The organism is Pseudomonas sp. S4_EA_1b (assembly GCF_016307435.1).
Lineage (GTDB): Bacteria > Pseudomonadota > Gammaproteobacteria > Pseudomonadales > Pseudomonadaceae > Aquipseudomonas > Aquipseudomonas rhodesiae.
This window is the reverse complement of the sequence record NZ_JAEILC010000061.1, coordinates 23,060-44,545: the sequence shown is the minus strand read 5'-3', so window position 1 is coordinate 44,545 and position 21,486 is coordinate 23,060. Positions and strand designations below refer to the sequence as shown.

The 21,486-nt window shown below is 57.7% G+C and carries 21 protein-coding genes, 4 tRNA genes, 1 pseudogene and 1 riboswitch; of the genes and pseudogenes, 8 read left to right on the top strand and 18 right to left on the bottom strand.

Going from position 1 to position 21,486, the window contains the following annotated elements; genetic code table 11:
- The 7 genes and pseudogenes from YA0848_RS19700 to YA0848_RS19670 all read right to left on the bottom strand — a co-directional run.
- Positions 1-388 (bottom strand): annotated as a pseudogene (locus YA0848_RS19700) (hypothetical protein); the annotation flags it as partial.
- A 143-nt stretch (positions 389-531) separates the two neighbouring features.
- Positions 532-1,842, bottom strand: a complete 1,311-nt coding sequence (flgE, locus tag YA0848_RS19695; protein ID WP_034099910.1) for a flagellar hook protein FlgE — start codon at positions 1,840-1,842, stop codon at positions 532-534.
- A gap of 31 nt (positions 1,843-1,873) precedes the next feature.
- Positions 1,874-2,599 (bottom strand): flagellar hook assembly protein FlgD, encoded by a 726-nt coding sequence (gene flgD / locus YA0848_RS19690; RefSeq protein ID WP_034099911.1) that lies wholly within the window; start codon positions 2,597-2,599, stop codon positions 1,874-1,876.
- Positions 2,600-2,614: 15 nt separating this feature from the next.
- Entirely contained in the window at positions 2,615-3,058 is a 444-nt protein-coding gene (flgC, locus tag YA0848_RS19685) for a flagellar basal body rod protein FlgC (RefSeq protein ID WP_024076985.1), read from the bottom strand.
- A 3-nt stretch (positions 3,059-3,061) separates the two neighbouring features.
- Entirely contained in the window at positions 3,062-3,469 is a 408-nt protein-coding gene (gene flgB, locus YA0848_RS19680; RefSeq protein ID WP_003175633.1) for a flagellar basal body rod protein FlgB, read from the bottom strand.
- A gap of 295 nt (positions 3,470-3,764) precedes the next feature.
- Entirely contained in the window at positions 3,765-4,592 is an 828-nt protein-coding gene (gene cheR / locus YA0848_RS19675) for a protein-glutamate O-methyltransferase CheR (RefSeq protein WP_034099912.1), read from the bottom strand.
- Positions 4,593-4,633: 41 nt separating this feature from the next.
- Complete coding sequence (locus YA0848_RS19670) at positions 4,634-5,566, bottom strand: chemotaxis protein CheV (protein WP_034099913.1); 933 nt, start codon at positions 5,564-5,566, stop codon at positions 4,634-4,636.
- An 81-nt stretch (positions 5,567-5,647) separates the two neighbouring features.
- Between YA0848_RS19670 and flgA the strand changes: the two genes are divergently transcribed.
- The 4 genes from flgA (at position 5,648) to YA0848_RS19650 (ending at position 8,228) form a co-directional block, all read left to right on the top strand.
- A complete protein-coding gene (flgA, locus tag YA0848_RS19665; RefSeq protein ID WP_034099914.1) occupies positions 5,648-6,403 on the top strand; it encodes a flagellar basal body P-ring formation chaperone FlgA in 756 nt (251 codons plus the stop codon).
- 140 nt (positions 6,404-6,543) lie between these two features.
- Positions 6,544-6,864: a flagellar biosynthesis anti-sigma factor FlgM gene (gene flgM, locus YA0848_RS19660; protein ID WP_034099915.1), complete on the top strand. Its 321-nt coding sequence runs from the start codon at positions 6,544-6,546 to the stop codon at positions 6,862-6,864.
- Between the two features lie 48 nt (positions 6,865-6,912).
- Positions 6,913-7,383, top strand: coding sequence for a flagella synthesis protein FlgN (locus YA0848_RS19655; RefSeq protein ID WP_034099916.1), 471 nt, complete (start codon positions 6,913-6,915; stop codon positions 7,381-7,383).
- Positions 7,384-7,478: 95 nt separating this feature from the next.
- On the top strand, positions 7,479-8,228 hold the full coding sequence (locus YA0848_RS19650) for a flagellar brake protein (RefSeq protein ID WP_034099917.1): 750 nt from the start codon (positions 7,479-7,481) through the stop codon (positions 8,226-8,228).
- A 58-nt stretch (positions 8,229-8,286) separates the two neighbouring features.
- Here the strand turns inward: YA0848_RS19650 and YA0848_RS19645 are convergent, their stop codons facing one another.
- Together YA0848_RS19645 and YA0848_RS19640 are read right to left on the bottom strand one after the other, a co-directional pair.
- Positions 8,287-9,666, bottom strand: a complete 1,380-nt coding sequence (locus YA0848_RS19645; protein ID WP_034099918.1) for an MFS transporter — start codon at positions 9,664-9,666, stop codon at positions 8,287-8,289.
- Positions 9,667-9,952: 286 nt separating this feature from the next.
- Positions 9,953-10,029 (bottom strand) — tRNA-Arg (locus YA0848_RS19640).
- Between the two features lie 324 nt (positions 10,030-10,353).
- Here YA0848_RS19640 and YA0848_RS19635 point away from each other — a divergent pair.
- The 3 genes from YA0848_RS19635 (at position 10,354) to YA0848_RS19625 (ending at position 11,500) form a co-directional block, all read left to right on the top strand.
- Entirely contained in the window at positions 10,354-10,584 is a 231-nt protein-coding gene (locus tag YA0848_RS19635; RefSeq protein WP_034099919.1) for a hypothetical protein, read from the top strand.
- Positions 10,585-10,594: 10 nt separating this feature from the next.
- Positions 10,595-10,774 (top strand): PA3371 family protein, encoded by a 180-nt coding sequence (locus YA0848_RS19630; RefSeq protein WP_034114871.1) that lies wholly within the window; start codon positions 10,595-10,597, stop codon positions 10,772-10,774.
- A 399-nt stretch (positions 10,775-11,173) separates the two neighbouring features.
- Positions 11,174-11,500 carry an Arc family DNA-binding protein gene (locus YA0848_RS19625; RefSeq protein ID WP_017849200.1) on the top strand — a complete coding sequence of 109 codons (327 nt, stop codon included), beginning with the start codon at positions 11,174-11,176 and terminating at the stop codon, positions 11,498-11,500.
- A 128-nt stretch (positions 11,501-11,628) separates the two neighbouring features.
- Here the strand turns inward: YA0848_RS19625 and mgtE are convergent, their stop codons facing one another.
- The 8 genes from mgtE to ltaE form a co-directional block, all read right to left on the bottom strand.
- Positions 11,629-13,071, bottom strand: a complete 1,443-nt coding sequence (gene mgtE, locus YA0848_RS19620; protein ID WP_034099922.1) for a magnesium transporter — start codon at positions 13,069-13,071, stop codon at positions 11,629-11,631.
- A 329-nt stretch (positions 13,072-13,400) separates the two neighbouring features.
- Positions 13,401-13,477 (bottom strand) — tRNA-Arg (locus tag YA0848_RS19615).
- 72 nt (positions 13,478-13,549) lie between these two features.
- Positions 13,550-13,626, bottom strand: a tRNA-Arg gene (locus tag YA0848_RS19610).
- 108 nt (positions 13,627-13,734) lie between these two features.
- Positions 13,735-13,825, bottom strand: a tRNA-Ser gene (locus YA0848_RS19605).
- A 62-nt stretch (positions 13,826-13,887) separates the two neighbouring features.
- Complete coding sequence (gene csrA / locus YA0848_RS19600) at positions 13,888-14,076, bottom strand: carbon storage regulator CsrA (protein WP_003175645.1); 189 nt, start codon at positions 14,074-14,076, stop codon at positions 13,888-13,890.
- A 186-nt stretch (positions 14,077-14,262) separates the two neighbouring features.
- Complete coding sequence (locus tag YA0848_RS19595; protein ID WP_034099923.1) at positions 14,263-15,504, bottom strand: aspartate kinase; 1,242 nt, start codon at positions 15,502-15,504, stop codon at positions 14,263-14,265.
- A 95-nt stretch (positions 15,505-15,599) separates the two neighbouring features.
- Positions 15,600-18,218, bottom strand: coding sequence for an alanine--tRNA ligase (gene alaS / locus YA0848_RS19590; RefSeq protein ID WP_034099925.1), 2,619 nt, complete (start codon positions 18,216-18,218; stop codon positions 15,600-15,602).
- A gap of 146 nt (positions 18,219-18,364) precedes the next feature.
- Complete coding sequence (ltaE, locus tag YA0848_RS19585; RefSeq protein WP_034099927.1) at positions 18,365-19,369, bottom strand: low-specificity L-threonine aldolase; 1,005 nt, start codon at positions 19,367-19,369, stop codon at positions 18,365-18,367.
- 190 nt (positions 19,370-19,559) lie between these two features.
- Positions 19,560-19,729: riboswitch (FMN riboswitch) on the top strand.
- A gap of 114 nt (positions 19,730-19,843) precedes the next feature.
- On the opposite strand from ltaE, the gene YA0848_RS19580 reads away from it, so the two are divergent.
- A complete protein-coding gene (locus tag YA0848_RS19580; RefSeq protein WP_003193604.1) occupies positions 19,844-20,353 on the top strand; it encodes a 6,7-dimethyl-8-ribityllumazine synthase in 510 nt (169 codons plus the stop codon).
- Between the two features lie 120 nt (positions 20,354-20,473).
- Here the strand turns inward: YA0848_RS19580 and astE are convergent, their stop codons facing one another.
- Positions 20,474-21,478 (bottom strand): succinylglutamate desuccinylase, encoded by a 1,005-nt coding sequence (astE, locus tag YA0848_RS19575; protein WP_034099929.1) that lies wholly within the window; start codon positions 21,476-21,478, stop codon positions 20,474-20,476.
- Between the last annotated feature and the right edge of the window lie 8 nt (positions 21,479-21,486).

Below are 21,486 nucleotides of genomic sequence, written 5' to 3'. Positions count from 1 at the left end.
CACCACCACCACCACCACCACCAGGTGATGGCTGCGGAGAAGGAGAAGGCTCATCAGGGAACAAATCCGGAAACAGCATCTTCAAAAGATCCAGCCACCGTCTCGGCCATTCTTCCTTGAGTTGCTCAAGGATTTTTTTGAACTCCTGGTCGCCAAGCGCTTTGCGCTTCTCATTAAGTTTGTCGCGTAGCTCCCGGACGGTCTGGCTCTTGCCGGTAATTTGCGCGTCGTCAAGCTCCTTGAGCAGTGTTGCGACGGCGCTCTTATTTGCGCTCACGTCATCGTTAATATTGACTGTCGCGCCTTTTTCGCTCAAATAAAGCGGTGCCGCTCCAGCAGGAAAATGCGCTCCGGTCCCGACAAGACCCACCTGCCACTGATTTCCCATCGCTCTCCCCCAACCAAAATCACACACTCAACGGCTCGCCGCTTCCTGGGTGGTATTGGGGGTGTAGGGCGTTCCAGATGATATTGATTAAAAAAAAACCCCTCGATGGAGGGGCTTTAAGTCAAACGCATAACGCCATGGCATCAGGTCATCTGAATGATGGTCTGCATAATGGTGCTCTGGGTCGAGATGGTCTTGGCGTTCGCCTGGTAGTTGCTCTGGGCCTTGATCAGGTCTACCAGTTCGTTGGTCAGGTTGACGTTGGAGTTCTCAAGCGAGTTGGCCACGATCGAACCCAAGGTACCGGCCTGAGGGGTGTCGTAACCCGGTTGGCCCGAAGCAAAGGTTTCACGCCAGGAAGTGCCGCCGGAAGGCTGCAGCCCCTGCTCATTGTTGAAGCTGGCCAGAGATATCTGGCCGATGGCCTTGCTCTGCTGGTTGCTGAACGTGGCGAACAGTACACCGCTGCCGTCAATTTTCAGGCCGGTGATCTGGCCAGTCGCATAACCGTCAGTCACCGGTGGGTTACGGTAAGTGGCGGAGTTGTACTGCGTGATGTTGGCCATGTTGATGGCGATACCGGTCGGGTTGGCATCCGCACCGTTTGCCTTCCACACACCATTGGTCACGGTGCCTGGCACCCAGCCGGTGATGTTCAGAGTCGTGCTGGAAACAGTCCCGGTGAGAATACCGGTAAGTTTGCCCGCGCCATCAAAGCTCAGGGTCGACGGAACAGGCGGCGTGGACGGTGTGCCGGTAGGCGCCGAACCGTTCGGGTTGCGGCCGTCGATCAGGGTGTAGGCGTTCCACTTGTTGCCGTCGGTTTTCACCAGGTACTGCACCATCGGGTGCGCATTACCCTGGGAGTCGTACAACGTAGTGCTGTACTGGGTGGTGAAGGTGCTGGTATCGGTAGGGTTGAACGGCTTGAGCGTCTGGTCGATCACCGGCTCAGAAGAGTTCAGGTTACTGGTAGAGTCCACTTTGGTGGACGCCTTTGGCGGCAGATTCGACAGGTTCAGTTGCAGGTCGGTCAGGCCGCCCTTGATGATCTTGCCGTCTTCATCCGCTGCATAACCTTGCAGACGCGAGGTGCCGGTGTTGTTGGTGATGTAGCCGTCCTTATCGGCACGGAACGCACCGGAACGGGTGTACTCAAGCGAGCCGTCGCTGCCCTTCTGCACGAAGAAGCCACCGCCCTGAATCGCCATATCCAGGATACCGCCGCTGCCGTTGACGTCACCTTGGGTGAACTGCTGTGACACCGCCGCCAGGTTCACACCGTTACCAATGCTGTTCTGACCGGTGCCCAGCTTGGAGGCAGCGTAGATATCGGCGAATTCCGCACGAGAGGATTTGAAGCCAGTGGTCGCGACGTTGGCGATGTTGTTGCCCGTCACGTCCAGTTGTTTGTTGGCTGCATAGAGGCCGCTAAGGCCGATGTTAAAAGACATGTTTCTCTCCTTCTGCCGTATTTAGCCGGCTCTATGTACCGATAGTCTGAATTTGCGACAGCTTGACGCTGCCCATGCCGCCCGCCAGGTTCAGCAGCATTTCGCCGCCGGTCTTGCTCAGCGTCACGCTGGTCACCGTTGCCGGCAGCGAAGTCGCCAGGGCCACCGAGTCGCCTTTGTCGTTCTTGGTCGTGGCCGCGAAGGTATAAGTACCCGCTGCCGCCACCTCACCTTTGTCGTTCTTGCCGTCCCAGATAAAGTCGGACGTGCCGGCGCTTTGGGCGCCCATATCGATGGTGCGGACCACGTTGCCGTCCTTGTCGGTAATCTTGACGGAGACGTTGCCCGTCGCCGCCGTCACCGCCACCGAACCGGTCATGCTCTTGCTGGTATCGACCAAAGCCTTGTCGGTCTGGGTGATGATCGAACGACCTACCAGCGACGAAGCCTGCAGCGCCTGGGAGGAGCTGAAGTTGCTGGAAATCGAATTCACCGAGTCATTGAGGGTGTTGATGCCTTCCAGGCTGCTGAATTGCGCCAGTTGGGCAACGAACGCGCCGTTGTCCTGGGGCGACAGCGGGTTCTGGTTTTTCAGCTGGGTGACCAGCAACTGCAAGAATGCGTCCTTGCCCAGTGACTGGCTGCCGGTCGCGGCCTTGGAAGCATCCGCTAAGTTAGTGTTGTCCGACGCCGTCTTGACCTTCGAGTTGAAAAGGTCTTGAACCGCCGTGTTATTAGACGTATCGACAATGGCCATGGTTGGCGCCCCTTATCACTGACCCAGGGTCAGGACCTTCTGCATCATGGTTTTGGCGGTGTTCATCATTTCCGCGTTGGTCTGGAACGAGCGGCTGGCCGAAATCATGTCCGCCATTTCCTCGACCACATTGACGTTCGGGTAGTACACGTAGCCTTTTTCGTTCGCCGCCGGATGGTTGGGCTCGTAACGGGCTTCCAGGTTGCTTTGATCCTCGACTACGCCGAGTACCTGCACACCCTGGCCCGCGGCGTCCTGGTTCTGGAACAGCGAATCGCTGCCACCGCTCTGGCCGCCCTGGAACATGGTGGCGAACACCGGGTGACGGGCGCGGTAGGTTTGGTCAATGCTCGAAGACACGGTCTCGGCGTTGGCGATGTTACTGGCGACGGTGTTCAAGCGCGTGGTCTGCGCGCTCATGCCACTGCCGGCAATATTGAAAACACTGGACAGGGACATGGCTTACTCTCCACGCAGGGCTGACATCAGCCCTTTGAATTTACTGTTGAGCAGGGTGAAGCTGGCCTGAAAGTTCACCGAGTTCTCGGCATAGGCCGATTGCTCCAGCTGCGCATCAACGGTGTTCTGATCGATGGATGGCTGCATCGGCGTGCGATACAGCAGCGACTCGTCACCACTGCTCAGGCCTTGCGCTTCGATATGACGACTGTTGGTCATATTCAAGGCAAAGGTGCCGTTTTTGGTCTTGTCCTGCTGTGCAGCGAGCACGGCGGAGAAATCCAGATCCCGAGCCTTGTAGTTCGGGGTATCGGCGTTGGCAATGTTGTTGGCCAGGACTTCGGCACGCTGGGCGCGAAAGCCCAAGGCTTGTTCGTGGATACCGAGCGCTTTATCGAAGCTGATGCTCATGGCGGAAACCTTTAGGCTGACCTGCTGTTCGTTGACAGAGGTATAGCAAGGTGCATGCCAATTTTTTCAGCCCCCATATATCAAGGACTTAAGCAGAAATTACCGGCGGCAATGCCAGAAAAGCGGCAAGCGGCTTCCGCTTGGCGCCAGTAAAGCGGCAATGGGGGATTGCCGCAAAACTAAAAGTGGGAAGAGGCTTGCCTCCGATAGCGGTGTATCAAGTCACATAGAGGTGACCGATCCAACGCTATCGGGGGCAAGCCCCCTCCCACATTTTTGACTGTACAGGCCTTGTTTACTTGGCCTGGTAGATGATGCCAGGGCTGCACTGCACCATCTGGTAGTGATCCGGCAGGCCGTTGAGCGCCTCAGACGCTCCGAGGAACAAGTAGCCGCCACGCTTGAGCGTGCCATGGATACGCAACAGGATGTCTTTCTTCACTTCGGCCGAAAAGTAGATCAGCACGTTGCGGCAGAACACCATGTCGAACTTACCCAGGCTGGCGTAACTGTCGAGCAGGTTGAACGAGCGAAACTCCACTCGGCTCTTGATCGGCGCCTTTACCGCCCAACGCCCTGCTCCCTTGGAGTCAAAGTAACGTTGCAAACGCTCCTGAGACAAACCGCGACCCAGTGCCAGGGTGTCGTATTCGCCGGTCTTGCAGTTGTTCAGCATGGTCCCGGACAGGTCAGTGGCGACAATCTGTGCCCCAGCCTTCAACTGGCCCATGTTGGTCCGCTCGAACTCGTCGATAGCCATGGAAATCGAGTACGGTTCCTGCCCCGACGAACAGGCCGCCGACCAGATGCGCAAGCGCTGTCCGGGACTGGCCTTGATGGCTTCCGGCAACACCTTGCTCTTAAGCACTTCAAAGGGATACGTATCGCGAAACCACAGGGTTTCGTTGGTGGTCATGGCATCGACCACCATCTCCTTGAGCCCACTGCGCGGCTGACTCTGGATCCGCTGAACCAACTCGCCCAGGGACTTGATACCCTGCTGCTCCATCAGCTTGTTGAGACGGCTGGATACCAGGTACTGCTTGTTCTCACCGAGCAATATGCCACAGGCCTTTTCCAGGAAGACCCGGAACTGTTCAAAATCCAAATTACCTGTCGACACTGATACCGCCTCTAAAATCGTATGATCGCCAAGGTTAAACCTTAGCCGTGATCTGCTGCGTTGATCCGGTCGACAACCCGCGATGCAAGGTCATCAGGACGGAATTTGGCCAGGAAATCATCCGCCCCGACCTTTTTGACCATGGCCTGGTTGAATACACCCGACAATGAAGTATGCAGGACGATATGCAATTTTTGCATACGCGGGTCGCTACGTATCTCGGCTGTGAGAGTGTAGCCGTCCATTTCCGGCATCTCGATATCCGAGATCATCATCAGGAATTCTTCTTCCGGCTTCTTGCCCTCATCCACCAGTTTGCGCAGGTAATCCAGCGCCTGGCGGCCATCGTTGAGCGCCACCACTTCCACACCGACAGTTTGCAGGCAACGGGTCACCTGCTTGCGCGCCACGGAAGAGTCATCCACCGTCAGCACACGCAGGGACACCGCTTTGTGCGCCGTCTCGGCATCGACCACGCCCACCGAAATGGTCTCAGAGGTAGGGGCAACTTCGGCGAGGATCTTCTCCACATCGATAATTTCCACCAACTGGTTATCGACCCGCGTCACCGCCGTGAGGTAGTGATCGCGGCCGGTGCCCTTGGGTGGTGGATGGATCTCTTCCCAGTTCATGTTGACGATGCGCTCCACCGAGCGCACCAGGAAACCCTGGGTCTTGGTGTTGTACTCGGTGATGATCACGAACGGACTTTCACGGTCCTGAAGACCGGACGAGCCTGTCGCCAGGGCCAGATCAAGAATCGGAATAGTGGCGCCGCGAATATTGGCCACACCACATACCACCGGACTGGATTTGGGCATGATCGTCAGTTTGGGGCATTGCAGCACTTCCCGCACTTTGAACACATTGATGCCATACAGCTGCCTGCCATCGAGGCGGAAAAGCAACAACTCCAGGCGATTCTGCCCTACCAGCTGTGTGCGCTGGTTTACTGAATCCATTACACCTGCCATGCCCAGACTCCTACGCTAAAACCTTCGGGGGTACGACGCGCACCCGACACTAAACGGCACGAGCTTTGCTATTTGTTGGCTATGGATATGAAAACGACAGTTTCCCGACACCCCCGCCACCGCAGATTGCTCAGCGTCTCGATGGCATTGCTGGCTTTCTGCCTGGGCACCACGGCCCGCGCAGAGAACGTCACCTTGCCTGATCTCCTTATCGGCGTCACTCAAGGCTTTCTTGAGTTCACTGTAGAAGATTATCTGGCAACTACACAGACGCTGGGTCGTTATGAAATCCAAGTCAACCAATTGGACCCTCGCCTGCGCATGCCGATGTGCGACAAGGAATTGACAGCCACCCTGGAAAGTCCTGCCCAGCCCATCGGCCGTGTGACTGTGAGGGTCCGGTGCGACGGCGCCTCGCCCTGGACCGTGTTTGTGCCGGCGCAGGTCAAACTATTCCGCGATGTGGTGGTGGTGGCGAGGCCACTGAAGCGCACCGGGATCATCGCTTTTGAGGATGTCGTCTTACGCGAACGTGACATCAGTCAGATCAGTCAGGGCTATCTGACGAGCGTCGACCAGGCCATCGGGCAGAGATTAACCCGACCAGTGGTCACCGATCAGGTTCTCACGCTGGTTCATTTAGAGCAGGCCGAGGTTATCCGTAAGGGCGATCAGGTGGTGATTTCAGCCAGTAGCGGCGCTTTGAATGTGAAAATGCCCGGTGAAGCACTGTCCAACGGCGGCATGAGCGAGCAGATCCGGGTTAAGAACCTCAATTCAAACCGCGTGATCAAAGCGCGCGTGACCGCCCCAGGACAAGTGGAGGTGGCTTTATAGATCGCTGGTAGAGGACGCTGGGTTTTCCTACACTGTGCACGAGAAGTCCCGTGTGGAGATTTATTGTCATTCGCGCCTAAAGTTTATCCGGGTATGGCCGAAAACATGGCAAGCGTCCAAATACCCAGAGGTTTTTTATCATGGTCATTGATTTCAATCGTTTAAATAACTCCCCGGCAACGTCTGGTACTGCTCGCACCACGGGTGCCAAAGAAAGTGCGGAAACCAAGGCCCCAGCGCCTGCCAAGACGGAACAGACCAGCGCCAGCCAGAGCGGGGAATCGGTACACCTGAGCAATGAGGCTCAACAGTTGCAGAAGGTCACTGACTCGCTGCGCGATCAACCGGTGGTCAATAAAGCCCGCGTGGCCGAATTGAAACAGGCAATCGCTGATGGCAGCTACAAAGTCGACAGCAACCGTGTAGCCAGCAAGCTGCTTAACTTCGAAGCCGAGCGCTAGGCAAAGGCCTGCGCCGGGCTTTTGGACGCTTAAAACCCAAGGCCAGCCATGCATCACGACGAAACCCTGCTTCAACTGATCATCGATGATCTAGCGCCGACGCAACAGTTGCTCGAGCTGCTAAAAGAAGAATCCTTGGCGCTCTATGGCCGGGATATGCCGCTCCTTGAGGAAATCCTGGCGCGCAAGCAGTCGCTGATCGTCCTACTGGAACAGCATGGCAAGAAACGCAGCCAGATCCTTATCAGCCTGGGTCTGCCCGCAGACCATGACGGCCTGGCACAGCTGGCCAGCCACTCCTCGGTGGGCGACCATCTGCTCACTCAGAGCAAAGCACTCAATCAATTGCTCAGCCAGTGCCAGGAAGCCAATCAACTCAACGGCCAGTCGATTCAGCTTCAGCAAGCTACGACGGCCAACCAGTTGCGTATACTCCACGGCGGCGAGCCACCGGCGCTGTATAACGCTCAGGGCTCCACCTCGCGTCTGGTCAAGCCCAGCACCCGCAGCCAAGCCTGACACCGGTTTACCGCGCGCCCTATCCAAGGCGCGCTACATGCTGGCAAAATGCCGGTTCTTGCGTGTAGTCGTATTTGTCTGGAGATGGAAGAACCGTGTTCAACGCTCTTAATGCGGAAGATGCTCCGCAGCCCCCCAAGGTCCTCACCACGCCTCTGGAAATCGCCGGCAACTTGCGAATGCTGCAAGAAAGCCATGACCCGCTGATCATTACGTTTCACGAGCGCAGCCAGCGTTTCCAGAGTTATCTGGTGGATGTCGATCGGGACAGTAACACGCTGGTCATGGACGAAATGATCCCCCGCGACGGTGAGCGCTATCTTGAAAATGGCGAGCCGTTCCGCATCGAAGGCTTCCACGATGGCGTGCGCGTCGCGTGGGAAAGCAACGGTGGCATGACCATCAGCGAAAAGAATGGTCACCGCATCTACACCGGCAGCATGCCCAATGAAGTTGTGTATCACCAACGCAGGAATGCCTTTCGTGCAGCCCTGAAGCTGGCACAGTTGGTGAACATCGAGCTGGGTGGTGAAAAGCTCAAGGCGCCGATCAACGGCAAGCTATTGGATATTTCCGCCACCGGCTGCAAATTGCGCTTCGAGGGAGACATCACTGAGCGCCTGCAACTGGGCCAGGTCTATGACCGATTTATCGCCGCCCTGCCCTTCGGCAGCATGACCACCTCGGTCGAACTGCGCTACCTGCACTTCGAAGAGAAGATCAACACCACTTTCGCCGGCGTACGCTTCCATAATATGAGCGGGCTGGTGCAGCGACAGGTCGAGCGTTTCGTTTACCAATTGCAGCGCGAAGCACGTCGTTTCGACAAAGACGACGACTTTTAAGCGCCACGGGTCGCAATAAAAAACGGGCAGCCCTCAGGGGTCTGCCCGTTTTTCGTTGTTAGGGACGCGCCCCGCTCAAGCCGTTGGGATGCTCGTCGGAGTCCGGCTGCTCGGCAGGCGCCTCGGTACTGGGCTCCTCGACCGGCGGCTGCGGCGGCTCGACTTCGGGCTCGGGGCTCGTTTGCATCTGATCCTGCACCACTTGCTCATCCACCCGCGGATCGAGCGCCGCGACCAACGGCGAACTGGACATACTGTCGGGCATCGCTACGTGATGCAAAGGCGCGTCGTCCACCTGATGCAGATTAGTGACAGCCTTGGGCCTAATCCGCCACACCAGGATCAGCGCACACAAAGTGAAAAACGCGTACAGCATCTGACTGCCGAACAGCTTCATCACCACACCCGCCAACAAAGGCCCGACACTGGCGCCGACGCCATACGTAACCAACAGCATGGCCGTCAGAGATACTCGGCGGTCACCTTCGACATGGTCGTTGGAAAACGCCACCGCCAGCGGGTACAGGCAAAATTGCACCAACGAGCACAGGAACCCGGCGATGAACAACACCTCCAGCGGCACCTGAGTGAGAATCGCCAACGGCAATGACGCCACGGCCAGGCAAAGCGCGAAGCAACGGATCAGCAGCGCGCGATCATAACGATCCGATAACCAGCCCAACGGCCACTGCACCACCAACCCGGCAAAGATGCAGCTACCCATGAACAAGCCGACCTGCTCGGTCGTCAACCCCTGCTGGGACGCATACAGCGGCGCCAAACCGTAGAAAGAACCGACGATCAGCCCCGCGCCCAACACTGTACTCAGCGACTGCGGGACGCGCTTGATGAAGAAGCGCGGCTCCATCGGAGCCGGCCGCAAAGGCGCCGGGTGAATGCGCCGAGTCATGGCAACCGGTACCAGACAAAGCGCAAAGCACAACGCGACCAGCATCAACAGTTCCAGGCCGAGCTGGGGATGCATCACCAGAATCAACTGACCCAGTACCAGCCCCAGATAAGAGGCGATCATATAGCCACTGAACACCACACCACGCTGCTTGGCGTCCGCCTGTTCGTTGAGCCAGCTTTCAATGACCATGTACTGGCACATCATGCCCAGACCCACGATCACCCGCAGCACGATCCAGGCCGGCAGCCAATCGACCAGGCCATGACCCAACACCGCCGCACCGACAATTCCGGCACAGGTCGCATACGCGCGGATATGCCCGACTCGGGCAATCAGGCGGTGTCCAATCTTGCCGCCCAGCACCAGACCAAAATAGTTGGCGGCCATCAGCGCACCGACCCACAGGCTGTCAACGTTATCAGCCGCCAGGCGCAGCGCCAGGTAGGTGCTGAGCAAGCCAGAGCCGATCAGCATCATCAAGGAGGCGAAATAAAGGGCTCGAAAAGATTTCCAGATCTGTCGCATCGGCGTTCCGAGCGGCTCCTTGCAGTGAGAAACAGGGCTATCGGCATGATAGTCCCCGGTGGTCGGTTCCGGACAGGCAATACAGGCAGCTTCCGGGGATAAATTTTTACAAAACAATTGACTGCTGTTCAGACGATGCTCAGTGGGGTGCGAGGTACACCGTTGCCACAAATACACGCTAAGCCCTGCTGTGAACCTCGATTGACGCCAAGGTTCGACCCGTGTTGCAAAAGTTCAAGCGCGCACAAAAAAGCCCCGCCGGATATTCCGTACGGGGCTTTGAATATGGCGTCCCAGGGCCGGTTCGAACGGCCAACCTTCCCCTTAGGAGGGGGATGCTCTATCCAATTGAGCTACTGGGACTAATGACAGCCATCAAGCCATGGCGGCGATGGACGGCGTGCATGTTAACGGCGGAGGTGAGTTTTGTCATGTCGTCCTTAGGCTTTTTGCCCGTAAGCCGATCCTGACTACAGCGAATTCGGTTTCGCCCCGTATACATAGGCACTTGGTCTAAGTCGTGCAAAATGCACTCCCCCAAACTGGTCGCGTTGCAAATTGCAACCTGAGAAGCAGCATAAACGCCTACAAGCCATTGATTTTATTGAGTTAATGGTTTGGCACGACACCTGCAATACTGTTCTTATACCCCACCACTCAGCCAGGCGGTAAACGGAGAACATGCCCATGAACAGCGCCCTTCTGTTAGCTCTCAATTCTGTCGCCCTGGCTGCACTGGTGATGTTTCACTTTCAATCGTCAAATGCGCAGGACCCAGCGCAGATCAGCCAACACGCTGTTCCACACCACTTGCAGCAACGCCCGCAACTGGCAGTGATGACGCCAACCGCGCAATCTCCCGTACGCCTGACCCAGGGCACCCAGGCCGCACCTACATCCGAACACTGGGTTTTCTGAGAATTTAATAATGAGCAAATCTGCCTGGCTTTTTTTGTGCTTGACCACCGCCACCGGCCTGTATGGCTTAGAGACGTATACAAAAGATGAGCAAAGCACCGCTTTAATTGTCAGCGGCATATCCGCCTGCTTTTTCTTACTAACCCTTTTCGTAGGCCGTCGGATCAAATTCGATCCGATCCTGCGCTGACAGCTCCTCCTCTTCCTTTCATTCACCCATACCTTACGTCGCCTCAACCTACTCATTTGGCCGTTTGCCACTAGTCTAAAGGATAAGGGCAAAAGGCCACTTTGCTATAGGATGTGCGGCCTCAAACCCTGCTGCGACTGGGTTTTCGGGATAGTTCCATCTGGGTAGCCCCTCAAGTGAATGTTTTCCAACCAGTCCGCAAAAATGCAAATCAGTGCTGGCATAAAGCCTCCAGGCAGTTCAATATTTGTCACAGAATTGACGCCAAGGAACTGGCAAATGTGAGGCATGATGCGGCCTCTTTGCAATTCGGGTTGAACTTTGGTCGTGAGTCTTGTCTTAACACTCATCTTGCGGCCAATTCCAGAAACCGCTCCCCTGAACTAACCGGTTAAATATATGCGCCCATTGAAACAGGCAATTTATTCCAGCCGTACGGCTGACAAGTTCGTCGTACGTCTGCCAGACGGAATGCGGGAACGCATTGCCGAGGTGGCTCGCAATCATCACCGCAGCATGAACTCCGAAATCATCGCGCGCCTGGAACAGAGCCTTATTCAGGAAGGTGCGTTGGGTGAAGAGTTGAGCATGCGCCTGGACAGTCCTGAGCTGTCGCTGCACGAACGCGAACTGCTGCAGCGTTTTCGTCAGCTCTCCCATCGCCAGCAAAATGCTCTCGTCTCGCTGATCGCGCACGACGTTGAGGCGGCCGCAGAAGCCGAATGAATTGCAACTGAAAGCAGAAGCCAGCCTAGTGCTGGCTTTTTTTTGCGTGGGATTTGTGAAGACAACCGCAAGAGCAAGTCTGCTCGCTCTTGCGGCGTAGCGGCCGGGCAGCCGCGCATCGAGTTGGCTTAGAGGAGAAAGATCGTCGCCAGGCCCAGGAATATAAAGAAGCCGCCGCTGTCGGTCATGGCCGTGATCATCACGCTGGCACCCATGGCAGGGTCGCGTCCCAGGCGTGCCAAAGTCATGGGTATCAACACCCCCATCAGCGCCGCCAACAGAAGGTTAAGGGTCATGGCGGCAGTCATCACTACGCCAAGCGACCAGCTGCCATACAGCAAGTAAGCCACGACGCCGATCACGCCGCCCCATACCAATCCGTTGATCAAGCCCACCGCCAATTCTTTGCGCAGCAATCGCGAGGAGTTGGCAGTACTCACCTGATCCAGTGCCATCGCACGCACAATCATGGTAATCGTCTGGTTGCCTGAGTTGCCGCCGATGCCTGCCACAATCGGCATCAGCGCCGCCAACGCCACCAGCTTCTCGATGGAGCCTTCGAACAATCCGATCACGCGGGATGCGATAAACGCAGTAATCAGATTGATTGCAAGCCACGCCCAGCGGTTATGCAGCGAACGCCAAACCGAGGCAAAAATATCTTCCTCTTCACGCAGACCCGCCATGTTGAGGACTTCGGTCTCACTCTCTTCACGGATCAGGTCGACGATTTCATCGATAGTCAGACGACCAATCAGCTTGCCGTTCTTATCGACCACGGGAGCCGAAATCAAGTCGTAACGCTCAAAGGCCTGAGCCGCCTCGTAAGCATCTTCGTCAGGATGAAAGCTCACCGTGTCGCTAGCCATCAAATCGGCCACTTTTTTCTCAGGGTCGTTGACCAGCAGCCGTTTGATCGGCAGCACACCCTTGAGAATACCTTCGTAATCCACCACGAACAGCTTATCGGTGTGGCTTGGCAATTCTTTCAATCGACGCAGATAGCGTAGTACCACTTCCAGGCTGACGTCTTCACGGATGGTGACCATCTCGAAGTCCATCAGGGCGCCGACCTGATCCTCATCGTAGGACAACGCTGAGCGCACGCGCTCGCGCTGCTGACCGTCAAGGGCCTCCATCAGCTCGTGGACAACGTCACGCGGCAATTCCGGCGCCAGGTCGGCCAGTTCGTCGGCGTCCATCTCCTTGGCCGCCGCTAACAGTTCGTGATCGTCCATGTCGGCGATCAGGGTTTCACGCACCGAGTCCGACACTTCGAGCAGGATGTCGCCATCACGGTCGGCCTTGACCAACTGCCACAGGGTCAGTCGATCATCGAGCGGGAGGGCTTCAAGTATGTAGGCGACGTCGGCAGAGTGCAGATCATCGAGCTTGCGTTGCAGCTCGACGAGGTTTTGCCGGTGCACCAGGTTTTCGACGCGGTCGTGGTGAGGACCTTCCTGGCGGTGCGTTAGGTCTTCGACCACACGCTGGCGCTGCAGCAGCTCGATAACTTGAGCAAGGCGATCCTGCAGGCTTTCTTGAGTTTTCTTTACTTCAACTTCGGTCATAGGCGAACTCCACTCCCAGCAGCGGGGCACGCCGGAAGGATCAATCAGTCAATTCATGATTGGTGAAACGGGGCACTGAGTAACTACTGGGTAAGTCCATGGAGGTATTCCACAAGCCCCGGCGGGGCTGACGGGCGCAATGATACACCTTGCGTCCGCTTTTAACGTTAAAAAACTGGAAAGAACAAGCGCTTGCGAGCCAAAGTTGAGTATTGGCCGCATCTATGAACTGCGACGACGCAGACGGAAAGGAAAACACATGGGCCGAGAGAAAAAAGATAAAACCCCAGACGGCAAAAAGCCCGCGCTAGGCGGGCTTTTTGTTTGTATGGTGCACTCGACAGGATTCGAACCTGTGACCGCTCGGTTCGTAGCCGAGTACTCTATCCAGCTGAGCTACGAGTGCAGATTGTGTTTTTAGACCAGATCACAACTGGTTGAAGCCAAGCTACCTGCATCGCTGCAGCTAACTCTTAAATGGTGCACTCGACAGGATTCGAACCTGTGACCGCTCGGTTCGTAGCCGAGTACTCTATCCAGCTGAGCTACGAGTGCATTTGTTGCCGCGCATTATAGGCCGTTCAATCTCTATGTAAAGCGATTTTTTCGAGTAATTTCAACAACTTACCGATAAATCCAGATTGCAACGTACTAAGCAAATAATGGCGGAGAACGGGGGATTCGAACCCCCGACACCCTTTTGAGGTGTACTCCCTTAGCAGGGGAGCGCCTTCGGCCACTCGGCCAGCTCTCCGCAACACGGGGCGTATATTAACCACGTTCATCCCCGTTTGCAAACATAAAAAACGATAAAAATTAAAGGCTTGGTTCTTCGTCCTTCTCTTTCTTGATCCGCAGGTAAATTTCCTCGCGGTGGACCGCTACCTCTTTCGGAGCGTTAACCCCGATACGCACTTGATTGCCTTTAACGCCGAGCACGGTCACGGTGATTTCTCCATCACCGATAATCAGGCTTTCTGCGCAACGACGAGTCAGAATCAGCATGCCTTTCTCCTCACGCATTTCAGTTCAGGAACAACAGTCTGCAAAAAAAAGGCCTTCGACCTACAACCCGAAAGCCATAGCCCTACCCGCCTAAGTATTGTCGAGCGCGCGCAAAAGAACAGGTCCTACACACGCAGCCCACAAAAAAATGAAAGGCGCGGTAAACCGCGCCTTTCTGGCATTACGTCACTCGCCCTGTCGGGCTGGAGCGTCCAGCTCAAAAGCGGTATGCAGCGCGCGTACAGCCAGTTCCAGGTACTTCTCTTCGATCACCACCGAGACTTTGATTTCCGAGGTGGAGATCATCTGGATGTTGATGCTTTCCTTGGCCAGGGCTTCGAACATGCGGCTGGCAACGCCGGCGTGGGAACGCATGCCCACGCCTACGATGGAGACCTTGGCAATCTTGGTGTCACCCACCACTTCACGGGCGCCGATTTCTTTTGCAGTGTTCTGCAGAATACGCTCAGCCGCATCGTATTCGTTGCGGTGCACGGTGAAGGTGAAATCGGTGGTGTTATCGTGCGAAACGTTCTGCACGATCATGTCGACTTCAATGTTTGCGCCACTGATAGGGCCCAGGATCTTGAATGCCACGCCCGGGGTGTCTGGCACGCCACGGATCGTCAGCTTGGCTTCATCGCGGTTGAAAGCGATGCCGGAAATGATCGGCTGTTCCATGGATTCCTCTTCATCAATAGTAATGAGGGTGCCCGGACCCTCTTTGAAGCTGTGCAATACGCGCAGCGGAACGTTGTACTTGCCGGCGAATTCCACCGCGCGGATTTGCAGCACCTTGGAACCGAGACTGGCCATCTCCAGCATCTCTTCAAAGGTGATCTTGTCCAGGCGCTGCGCCACGGACACCACACGCGGGTCCGTGGTGTAGACGCCATCCACATCGGTGTAGATCTGGCATTCATCAGCCTTGAGAGCTGCCGCCAGCGCCACGCCGGTGGTGTCCGAACCGCCACGGCCAAGGGTGGTGATGTTGCCCTGCTCGTCCACACCCTGGAAGCCCGCTACAACTACCACACGCCCGGCTTTCAGATCAGCGCGAATTTTCTGATCGTCGATCTGCAGAATACGCGCCTTGGTATGAGCGCTGTCGGTGAGGATGCGCACTTGGCTGCCTGTGTAGGACACAGCCGGCACGCCGCGTTTGTTCAGGGCCATGGCCAGCAGGGCAATGGTCACCTGTTCGCCGGTGGATACGATCACATCCAGCTCGCGCGGCAACGGTTGCTGGTCGCCACTGATTGCCTTGGCCAGATCGATCAGGCGATTGGTCTCGCCGCTCATGGCCGACAGCACCACCACCAGGTCGTCGCCAGCGTCGCGGAATTTCTTAACTTTGTCGGCCACCTGCTCGATTCTTTCGACAGAGCCGACCGAGGTGCCTCCAAATTTCTGTACGATCAAAGCCATTTCCAGCCGCCTCAGCCCGTAAAGGGGCGCCTAAATATCCAATCAACCAGCACTGATCAGGCCCGCGACTAGACCGCGGGCCGATTCACAGTGCCTTAAATGCCAGCCTCGACAAACGGCACGGTCAGGGCCAGGGCCGCATCCAGGGCACCGGCGTCTACACCACCGCCTTGTGCCATGTCAGGACGACCACCGCCCTTCCCGCCCACTGCCGCAGCGGCTTGCTTCATCAAATCACCGGCTTTGAGTTGGCCAGTCAGGTCTTTGGTTACACCGGCAACCAGTACGACCTTTTCCTCATGGACACCGCCGAGCAGGATCACTGCGCGGCCGAGCTTGTTTTTCAACTGATCGACCAGGGCCAACAACGCCTTGCCGTCCTGACCGTCCAGGCGTGCGGCCAGGACTTTCACGTCCTTGACGTCAACGGCCGAAGCCGACAGATCGTCGCCCGCTGCGCTGGCAGCCTTGGCTTGCAACTGTTCCAGCTGTTTCTCCAGGGCACGGTTGCGCTCCAGGACAGCGGACAGCTTGTCGATCAGGTTGTCGCGGCTGCCCTTGACCAGGCTGGCCGCTTCCTTGAGTTGTTCTTCCGCCGAGTTCAGGTATGCCAGGGCCGCAGCGCCGGTCACCGCTTCGATACGACGTACACCGGACGCCACGCCGCCTTCGCTGATGATCTTGAGCAAGGCAATGTCGCCAGTACGGTTGGCGTGGATACCGCCACACAGTTCCACCGAGAAATCGCCGCCCATGCTCAGCACGCGCACGCTGTCGCCGTACTTCTCGCCGAACAATGCCATGGCGCCCTTGGCCTTGGCCGTCTCGATATCGGTCTCGACGGTTTCCACCGGGGTGTTCTTGCGGATTTCGGCGTTGACGATGTCTTCCAGTGCCTTGATCTGCTCTGGCTTGATCGCTTCGAAGTGGCTGAAGTCGAAACGCAGGCGCTGACTGTCGACCAACGAACCTTTCTGCTGAACGTGTTCACCCAGCACCTGGCGCAGGGCGGCATGCAGCAAGTGGGTGGCCGAGTGGTTCAGCGACGTGGCGTGGCGCACGTCGGCGTCTACCTGGGTGTCCACCGGGGAGCCTACGGTCAGACTGCCTGAGGCCAGCACACCGTGGTGCAGGAAGGCGCCGCCGGTCTTGGTGGTATCACGTACGTCGAAACGACCGGAGCTGGATTTGACGAAACCACAGTCGCCGATCTGACCGCCGGATTCGGCATAGAACGGGGTCTGATCCAGCACCACGACACCCTCGTCGCCTTCGTTCAACACGTCGACCGACTGGCCTTCCTTGTACAGCGCGACCACTTTGGCCGAGCCGCTGGTGGCCTTGTAGCCGGTGAACTCGGTGGCCACATCCACCTTGACCAGGCTGTTGTAGTCCATGCCGAAGGAACTGGCCGAGCGTGCGCGTACGCGCTGGGCTTCCATCTCGCGTTCGAAACCTTCCTCGTCGAGGGTCAGGTTGCGCTCGCGGGCGATGTCGCCGGTCAGGTCCATCGGGAAGCCGTAGGTGTCGTAGAGCTTGAACACCACGTCGCCCGGCACCACGTTGCCCGACAGGTTGGCCAGGTCTTGTTCGAGGATCTTCAGGCCCTGTTCCAGGGTTTTGGCGAACTGCTCTTCTTCGGCCTTGAGCACGCGCTCGATGTGCGCCTGGTTCTGCTTGAGTTCCGGGAAGGCATCGCCCATCTCGGCGACCAGGGCCGCGACGATCTGGTAGAAGAAGCTGCCATTGGCGCCCAGCTTGTTACCGTGACGGCAAGCGCGACGAATGATGCGACGCAGCACATAGCCACGGCCTTCGTTGGACGGCAGTACGCCGTCGGCGATCAGGAAGCCGCAGGAACGGATGTGGTCGGCCACCACTTTGAGCGAGGCTTGGTCATCATTACTGCAACCGATGGCCTTGGCGGCCGCAGCCAGCAGGCTCTGGAACAGATCGATTTCGTAGTTGGAATGAACGTGCTGCATCACCGCACTGATCCGCTCCAGGCCCATGCCGGTGTCCACCGACGGTGCCGGCAGCGGATGCAACACGCCATCGGCGGTGCGGTTGAACTGCATGAAAACGTTGTTCCAGATCTCGATGTAACGGTCGCCGTCTTCTTCCGGCGAGCCCGGCGGGCCACCCCAGATATCGGCGCCGTGGTCGTAGAAGATCTCGGTGCAAGGGCCGCATGGGCCGGTATCGCCCATGGTCCAGAAGTTGTCGGACGCGTAAGGTGCGCCTTTGTTGTCGCCGATACGCACCATGCGCTCGGCCGGCACGCCCACTTGTTTGGTCCAGATGTCGTACGCCTCGTCATCGCTGGCGTAGACGGTGACCCAGAGTTTTTCCTTCGGCAGTTTCAGCACGCCGGTCAGGAAGGTCCAGGCGAAGTTGATCGCGTCTTGCTTGAAATAATCGCCAAAGCTGAAGTTGCCGAGCATTTCGAAAAAGGTGTGGTGACGGGCGGTATAGCCGACGTTTTCCAGGTCGTTGTGCTTACCACCGGCGCGCACGCACTTCTGGCTGCTGACCGCGCGGGTGTAGGCGCGCTTTTCCTGGCCCAGGAAGCAGTCCTTGAACTGGTTCATCCCCGCGTTAGTGAACAGCAGGGTAGGGTCATTGCCTGGGATCAAGGAGCTGGAGGAGACACGGGTGTGACCTTGCTCTTCGAAGAAGCGAAGGAAGGCTTCACGGATTTCTGCGCTTTTCATTAGGTTCTTCCACGGAGGCTGCGGCCAAAGGCCAGTGCGCAACATCATCAGACGGAGCGACGGCAAAGGGCCGCATTATATCGGCCCTTTGCCGGTGGTACAGCGTGTTTATGCGATAGAGAGGTTCAATTAGACGGTCTGCACGTTCATTTACGCGAATATTCGACGAATGTTTCCAGCACCTGTGCCATCTGCGCCCGATTAACATCCAAATGGGTGACCATGCGCAGACGAGGCGCCGCGCTCAACTTGATCCCGCGCTCGGCGGCAAACGCCTTCAATGCCTGGGCCTGATCGCCCACCTGCACATAGACCATGTTGGTCTGCACCGGCTCTACGCTGTAACCGGCCTTGCGCAGCTCATCCCCCAGCCACTGGGCATTGGCGTGGTCTTCGGCCAGGCGCTGCACTTGATGATCCAGGGCATACAGACCCGCCGCCGCCAATGAACCGGCCTGGCGCATGCCGCCGCCCACCATCTTGCGCAAACGGCGCGCCTTGGCGATCAGCGCGGTAGACCCGCACAACACCGAGCCTACCGGAGCGCCGAGGCCCTTGGACAGGCACACCGACACCGAATCGAAATGCTGGGCGATCTCCCGCGCATCCACCCCCAGCTTGACCGCGGCGTTGTAGAGACGCGCGCCATCCAGATGCAGGGCCAGGTCATGCTCACGGGTAAACGCTCGCGCCTTGGCCAAGTACTCCATGGGCAGCACTTTGCCCTGCATGGTGTTTTCCAGAGCCAGCAAGCGGGTGCGGGCGAAGTGGAAGTCGTCGGGTTTGATGGCCGCCAGCACTTGATCCAGATCCAGAGAACCGTCCGCCTGCACCTCCAGCGGCTGTGGCTGGATCGAGCCCAGCACCGCCGCACCGCCGCCTTCGTATTTGTAGGTGTGGGCCTGCTGCCCGACGATGTATTCCTCGCCGCGTTCGCAGTGGGCCATCAGCGCCAGCAGGTTACTCATGGTGCCGGTGGGCACGAACAACGCAGCGGCAAACCCCAGGCGATGGGCCAGCTCGGCTTCCAGGCGATTGACGCTAGGGTCTTCACCGTAGACGTCATCGCCGCTGGCGGCGCTGGCCATGGCATCGCGCATGCCGGCGGTGGGTTGGGTCACGGTGTCGCTGCGAAGGTCTATCACGGTCATCTAACTGGCCTCGGGCAGATGGGGCGTTTTGTCGTATTGACGATTACTGCGGGCAAAGCCGCGCAATATCAAGCCCCGTGTGCATTCAATCGAATACCAACCAAACAAACCGATATAGCTAATCGATACGACGTCCGTGCAGTTTCTGAAAAACCGTGTTAAAAACTCTGCGCCGCCAGGGTTCTGGCGGCAACGTTCTCAGGGCGGGGTGTAATTCCCCACCGGCGGTAATTACACGCAATGTGTATAGCCCGCGAGCGCTTGGCGCCTTGGACTGCTTACGCAGGCCGGCGGCAAGGTCAGCAGACCCGGTGTGATCCCGGGGCCGACGGTCATAGTCCGGATGAAGAGAGAACGGGATTGGCACCCAAGGGCCGCACGTTGACCGCATGCCCGCATGCCCACGCGTTGCATACCCTTGAAATCCCATTCGATTCATAACGCCCTGTTTTTTTCTTAAACAGGAGTCAGAACATGCAACCCACCGCTATCGACAGCAAAAGCAAAAACCATCACGGCGAGCGCGTCGCGTTTATCCAGGCCTGCTGGCACAAGGATATTGTCGACCAGAGCCGTAAGGGCTTTCTCGCCGAAATGATCGCCCAGGGCTACCAGGAATCGGACATCGACTTTTTCGAAGTCGGCGGTGCCTTTGAAATGCCCCTGCACGCCAAACTGCTGGCCAAGACCGGTCGCTACGCGGGCATCGTTGCCGCCGCGTTGGTGGTGGACGGCGGCATCTACCGCCACGAATTCGTTGCCCAATCGGTGGTCAGCGGCCTGATGCAGGTGCAGCTGGAAACCGAAGTGCCGGTGTTCTCGGTGTCCCTGACCCCGCATCACTTCCACGCCGGCAGTGAACACACCACATTCTTCTATGAGCACTTCGTGCACAAGGGTCAGGAAGCCGCGCGTACGTGCGCCGACACCCTGCACAAAGTGCGGGCGATCCGCCGCAGCGAGCCACGGGCGGTAGCAGTCTAAGCAATACTGCAAAACAAAATGTGGGAGGGGGCTTGCCCCCGATGGCGGTGTCTCAGCTCCAGATGAGCTGACTGACACACTGCTATCGGGAGCAAGCCCCCTCTCACATTCGGTCCAGGTCTATGCCAGGCCCACGTCCGTGGTCGGCACAATCAATATCCCTGCACGCAAACCGTTTTTCACCTTCGGGTTGGGGAAGATGATGCGCGCGCCCTCCTCCTCAATCACCCAACGGGTCTTGGCCACGTCTTCGGCCAGCAGATAACCCTTTTCCAACTCAGAAAAGTTTTCCACGTCCGCGGGCAAGTGCAGCAGGAACGCATCGCTGTGCTTGATGACTTCCCGCGAAACAGCGAACAGTTTCAACCCATCCAGGCTGTCCGCCTCAGGCTCGCTGCCTTCGATGATCTGAGTCAGGCGCGCCTCCAGGCGTGAGACGTCCACTCCCTGGTTCTGTCCGAACGGCCGCGCCTTACCCAATTCCAGGGTGAAAGCCTCGGCGTCCAGTTGCTCGTAGGTGAAGGCCGTGAAGGTGATGGACGTTTTGTTCTGCAGCAGCACCGCTTCCATCCCGGCCGCACGCAGCCGCTCCAGCTCGCGTCGCGAATGCTGGCGCCCGTCTTTCCACGGGTACAGCGCGAACTGCTCGATCTTCGAGCCACGGATGGCGGTGTGCAGGTCGTAATGCAGGCGCGAGCGCTCGGGCTTGCTGAAAAAACTACGGGCCAGTTGTTCCAGCTCCGCGGCGCGCATGGCTTCGGGGCCGATGTTGCTTTCATGACGGCCATTGAACAGCCGGTTGATGTCCAGTTCGAGGTAACGCTCGCCGCGGCGCATGGCCTCGGGGTTGCCGAAGAGGAACAGAATACGGGTGCGGGGTTTGATCTCCCCACGGGCGATGCCATGCAACAGGCGGTCGAGCAATTCGATCGGCGCGGTTTCGTTGCCATGGATGCCGGACGACAGCAGCAGGTCGCTGCCATTGTCCGAGGCTTGCGGCGGACGCACTTCCAGCGCGCCCTCGCTGAGCCAGCGCATCTGCACGCCGTCGACAGTCAGTTGAATTTTTTGCGCCGGTTCGCGACCGGCGAGGGTCAGTTCAAGCAGTTTGCCGAGGGCGAGCATACGCAAGC

Bases quoted from the DNA above. Each gene is read 5' to 3' on its own strand.
- flgE (WP_034099910.1), bottom strand. From the start codon at position 1,842: ATGTCTTTTAACATCGGCCTTAGCGGCCTCTATGCAGCCAACAAACAA.
- flgD (WP_034099911.1), bottom strand. From the start codon at position 2,599: ATGGCCATTGTCGATACGTCTAATAACACGGCGGTTCAAGACCTTTTC.
- flgC (WP_024076985.1), bottom strand. From the start codon at position 3,058: ATGTCCCTGTCCAGTGTTTTCAATATTGCCGGCAGTGGCATGAGCGCG.
- flgB (WP_003175633.1), bottom strand. From the start codon at position 3,469: ATGAGCATCAGCTTCGATAAAGCGCTCGGTATCCACGAACAAGCCTTG.
- YA0848_RS19670 (WP_034099913.1), bottom strand. From the start codon at position 5,566: ATGGCAGGTGTAATGGATTCAGTAAACCAGCGCACACAGCTGGTAGGG.
- flgA (WP_034099914.1), top strand. From the start codon at position 5,648: ATGGATATGAAAACGACAGTTTCCCGACACCCCCGCCACCGCAGATTG.
- flgM (WP_034099915.1), top strand. From the start codon at position 6,544: ATGGTCATTGATTTCAATCGTTTAAATAACTCCCCGGCAACGTCTGGT.
- YA0848_RS19655 (WP_034099916.1), top strand. From the start codon at position 6,913: ATGCATCACGACGAAACCCTGCTTCAACTGATCATCGATGATCTAGCG.
- YA0848_RS19645 (WP_034099918.1), bottom strand. From the start codon at position 9,666: ATGCGACAGATCTGGAAATCTTTTCGAGCCCTTTATTTCGCCTCCTTG.
- YA0848_RS19635 (WP_034099919.1), top strand. From the start codon at position 10,354: ATGAACAGCGCCCTTCTGTTAGCTCTCAATTCTGTCGCCCTGGCTGCA.
- YA0848_RS19630 (WP_034114871.1), top strand. From the start codon at position 10,595: ATGAGCAAATCTGCCTGGCTTTTTTTGTGCTTGACCACCGCCACCGGC.
- YA0848_RS19625 (WP_017849200.1), top strand. From the start codon at position 11,174: ATGCGCCCATTGAAACAGGCAATTTATTCCAGCCGTACGGCTGACAAG.
- mgtE (WP_034099922.1), bottom strand. From the start codon at position 13,071: ATGACCGAAGTTGAAGTAAAGAAAACTCAAGAAAGCCTGCAGGATCGC.
- csrA (WP_003175645.1), bottom strand. From the start codon at position 14,076: ATGCTGATTCTGACTCGTCGTTGCGCAGAAAGCCTGATTATCGGTGAT.
- YA0848_RS19595 (WP_034099923.1), bottom strand. From the start codon at position 15,504: ATGGCTTTGATCGTACAGAAATTTGGAGGCACCTCGGTCGGCTCTGTC.
- alaS (WP_034099925.1), bottom strand. From the start codon at position 18,218: ATGAAAAGCGCAGAAATCCGTGAAGCCTTCCTTCGCTTCTTCGAAGAG.
- ltaE (WP_034099927.1), bottom strand. From the start codon at position 19,369: ATGACCGTGATAGACCTTCGCAGCGACACCGTGACCCAACCCACCGCC.
- YA0848_RS19580 (WP_003193604.1), top strand. From the start codon at position 19,844: ATGCAACCCACCGCTATCGACAGCAAAAGCAAAAACCATCACGGCGAG.
- astE (WP_034099929.1), bottom strand. From the start codon at position 21,478: ATGCTCGCCCTCGGCAAACTGCTTGAACTGACCCTCGCCGGTCGCGAA.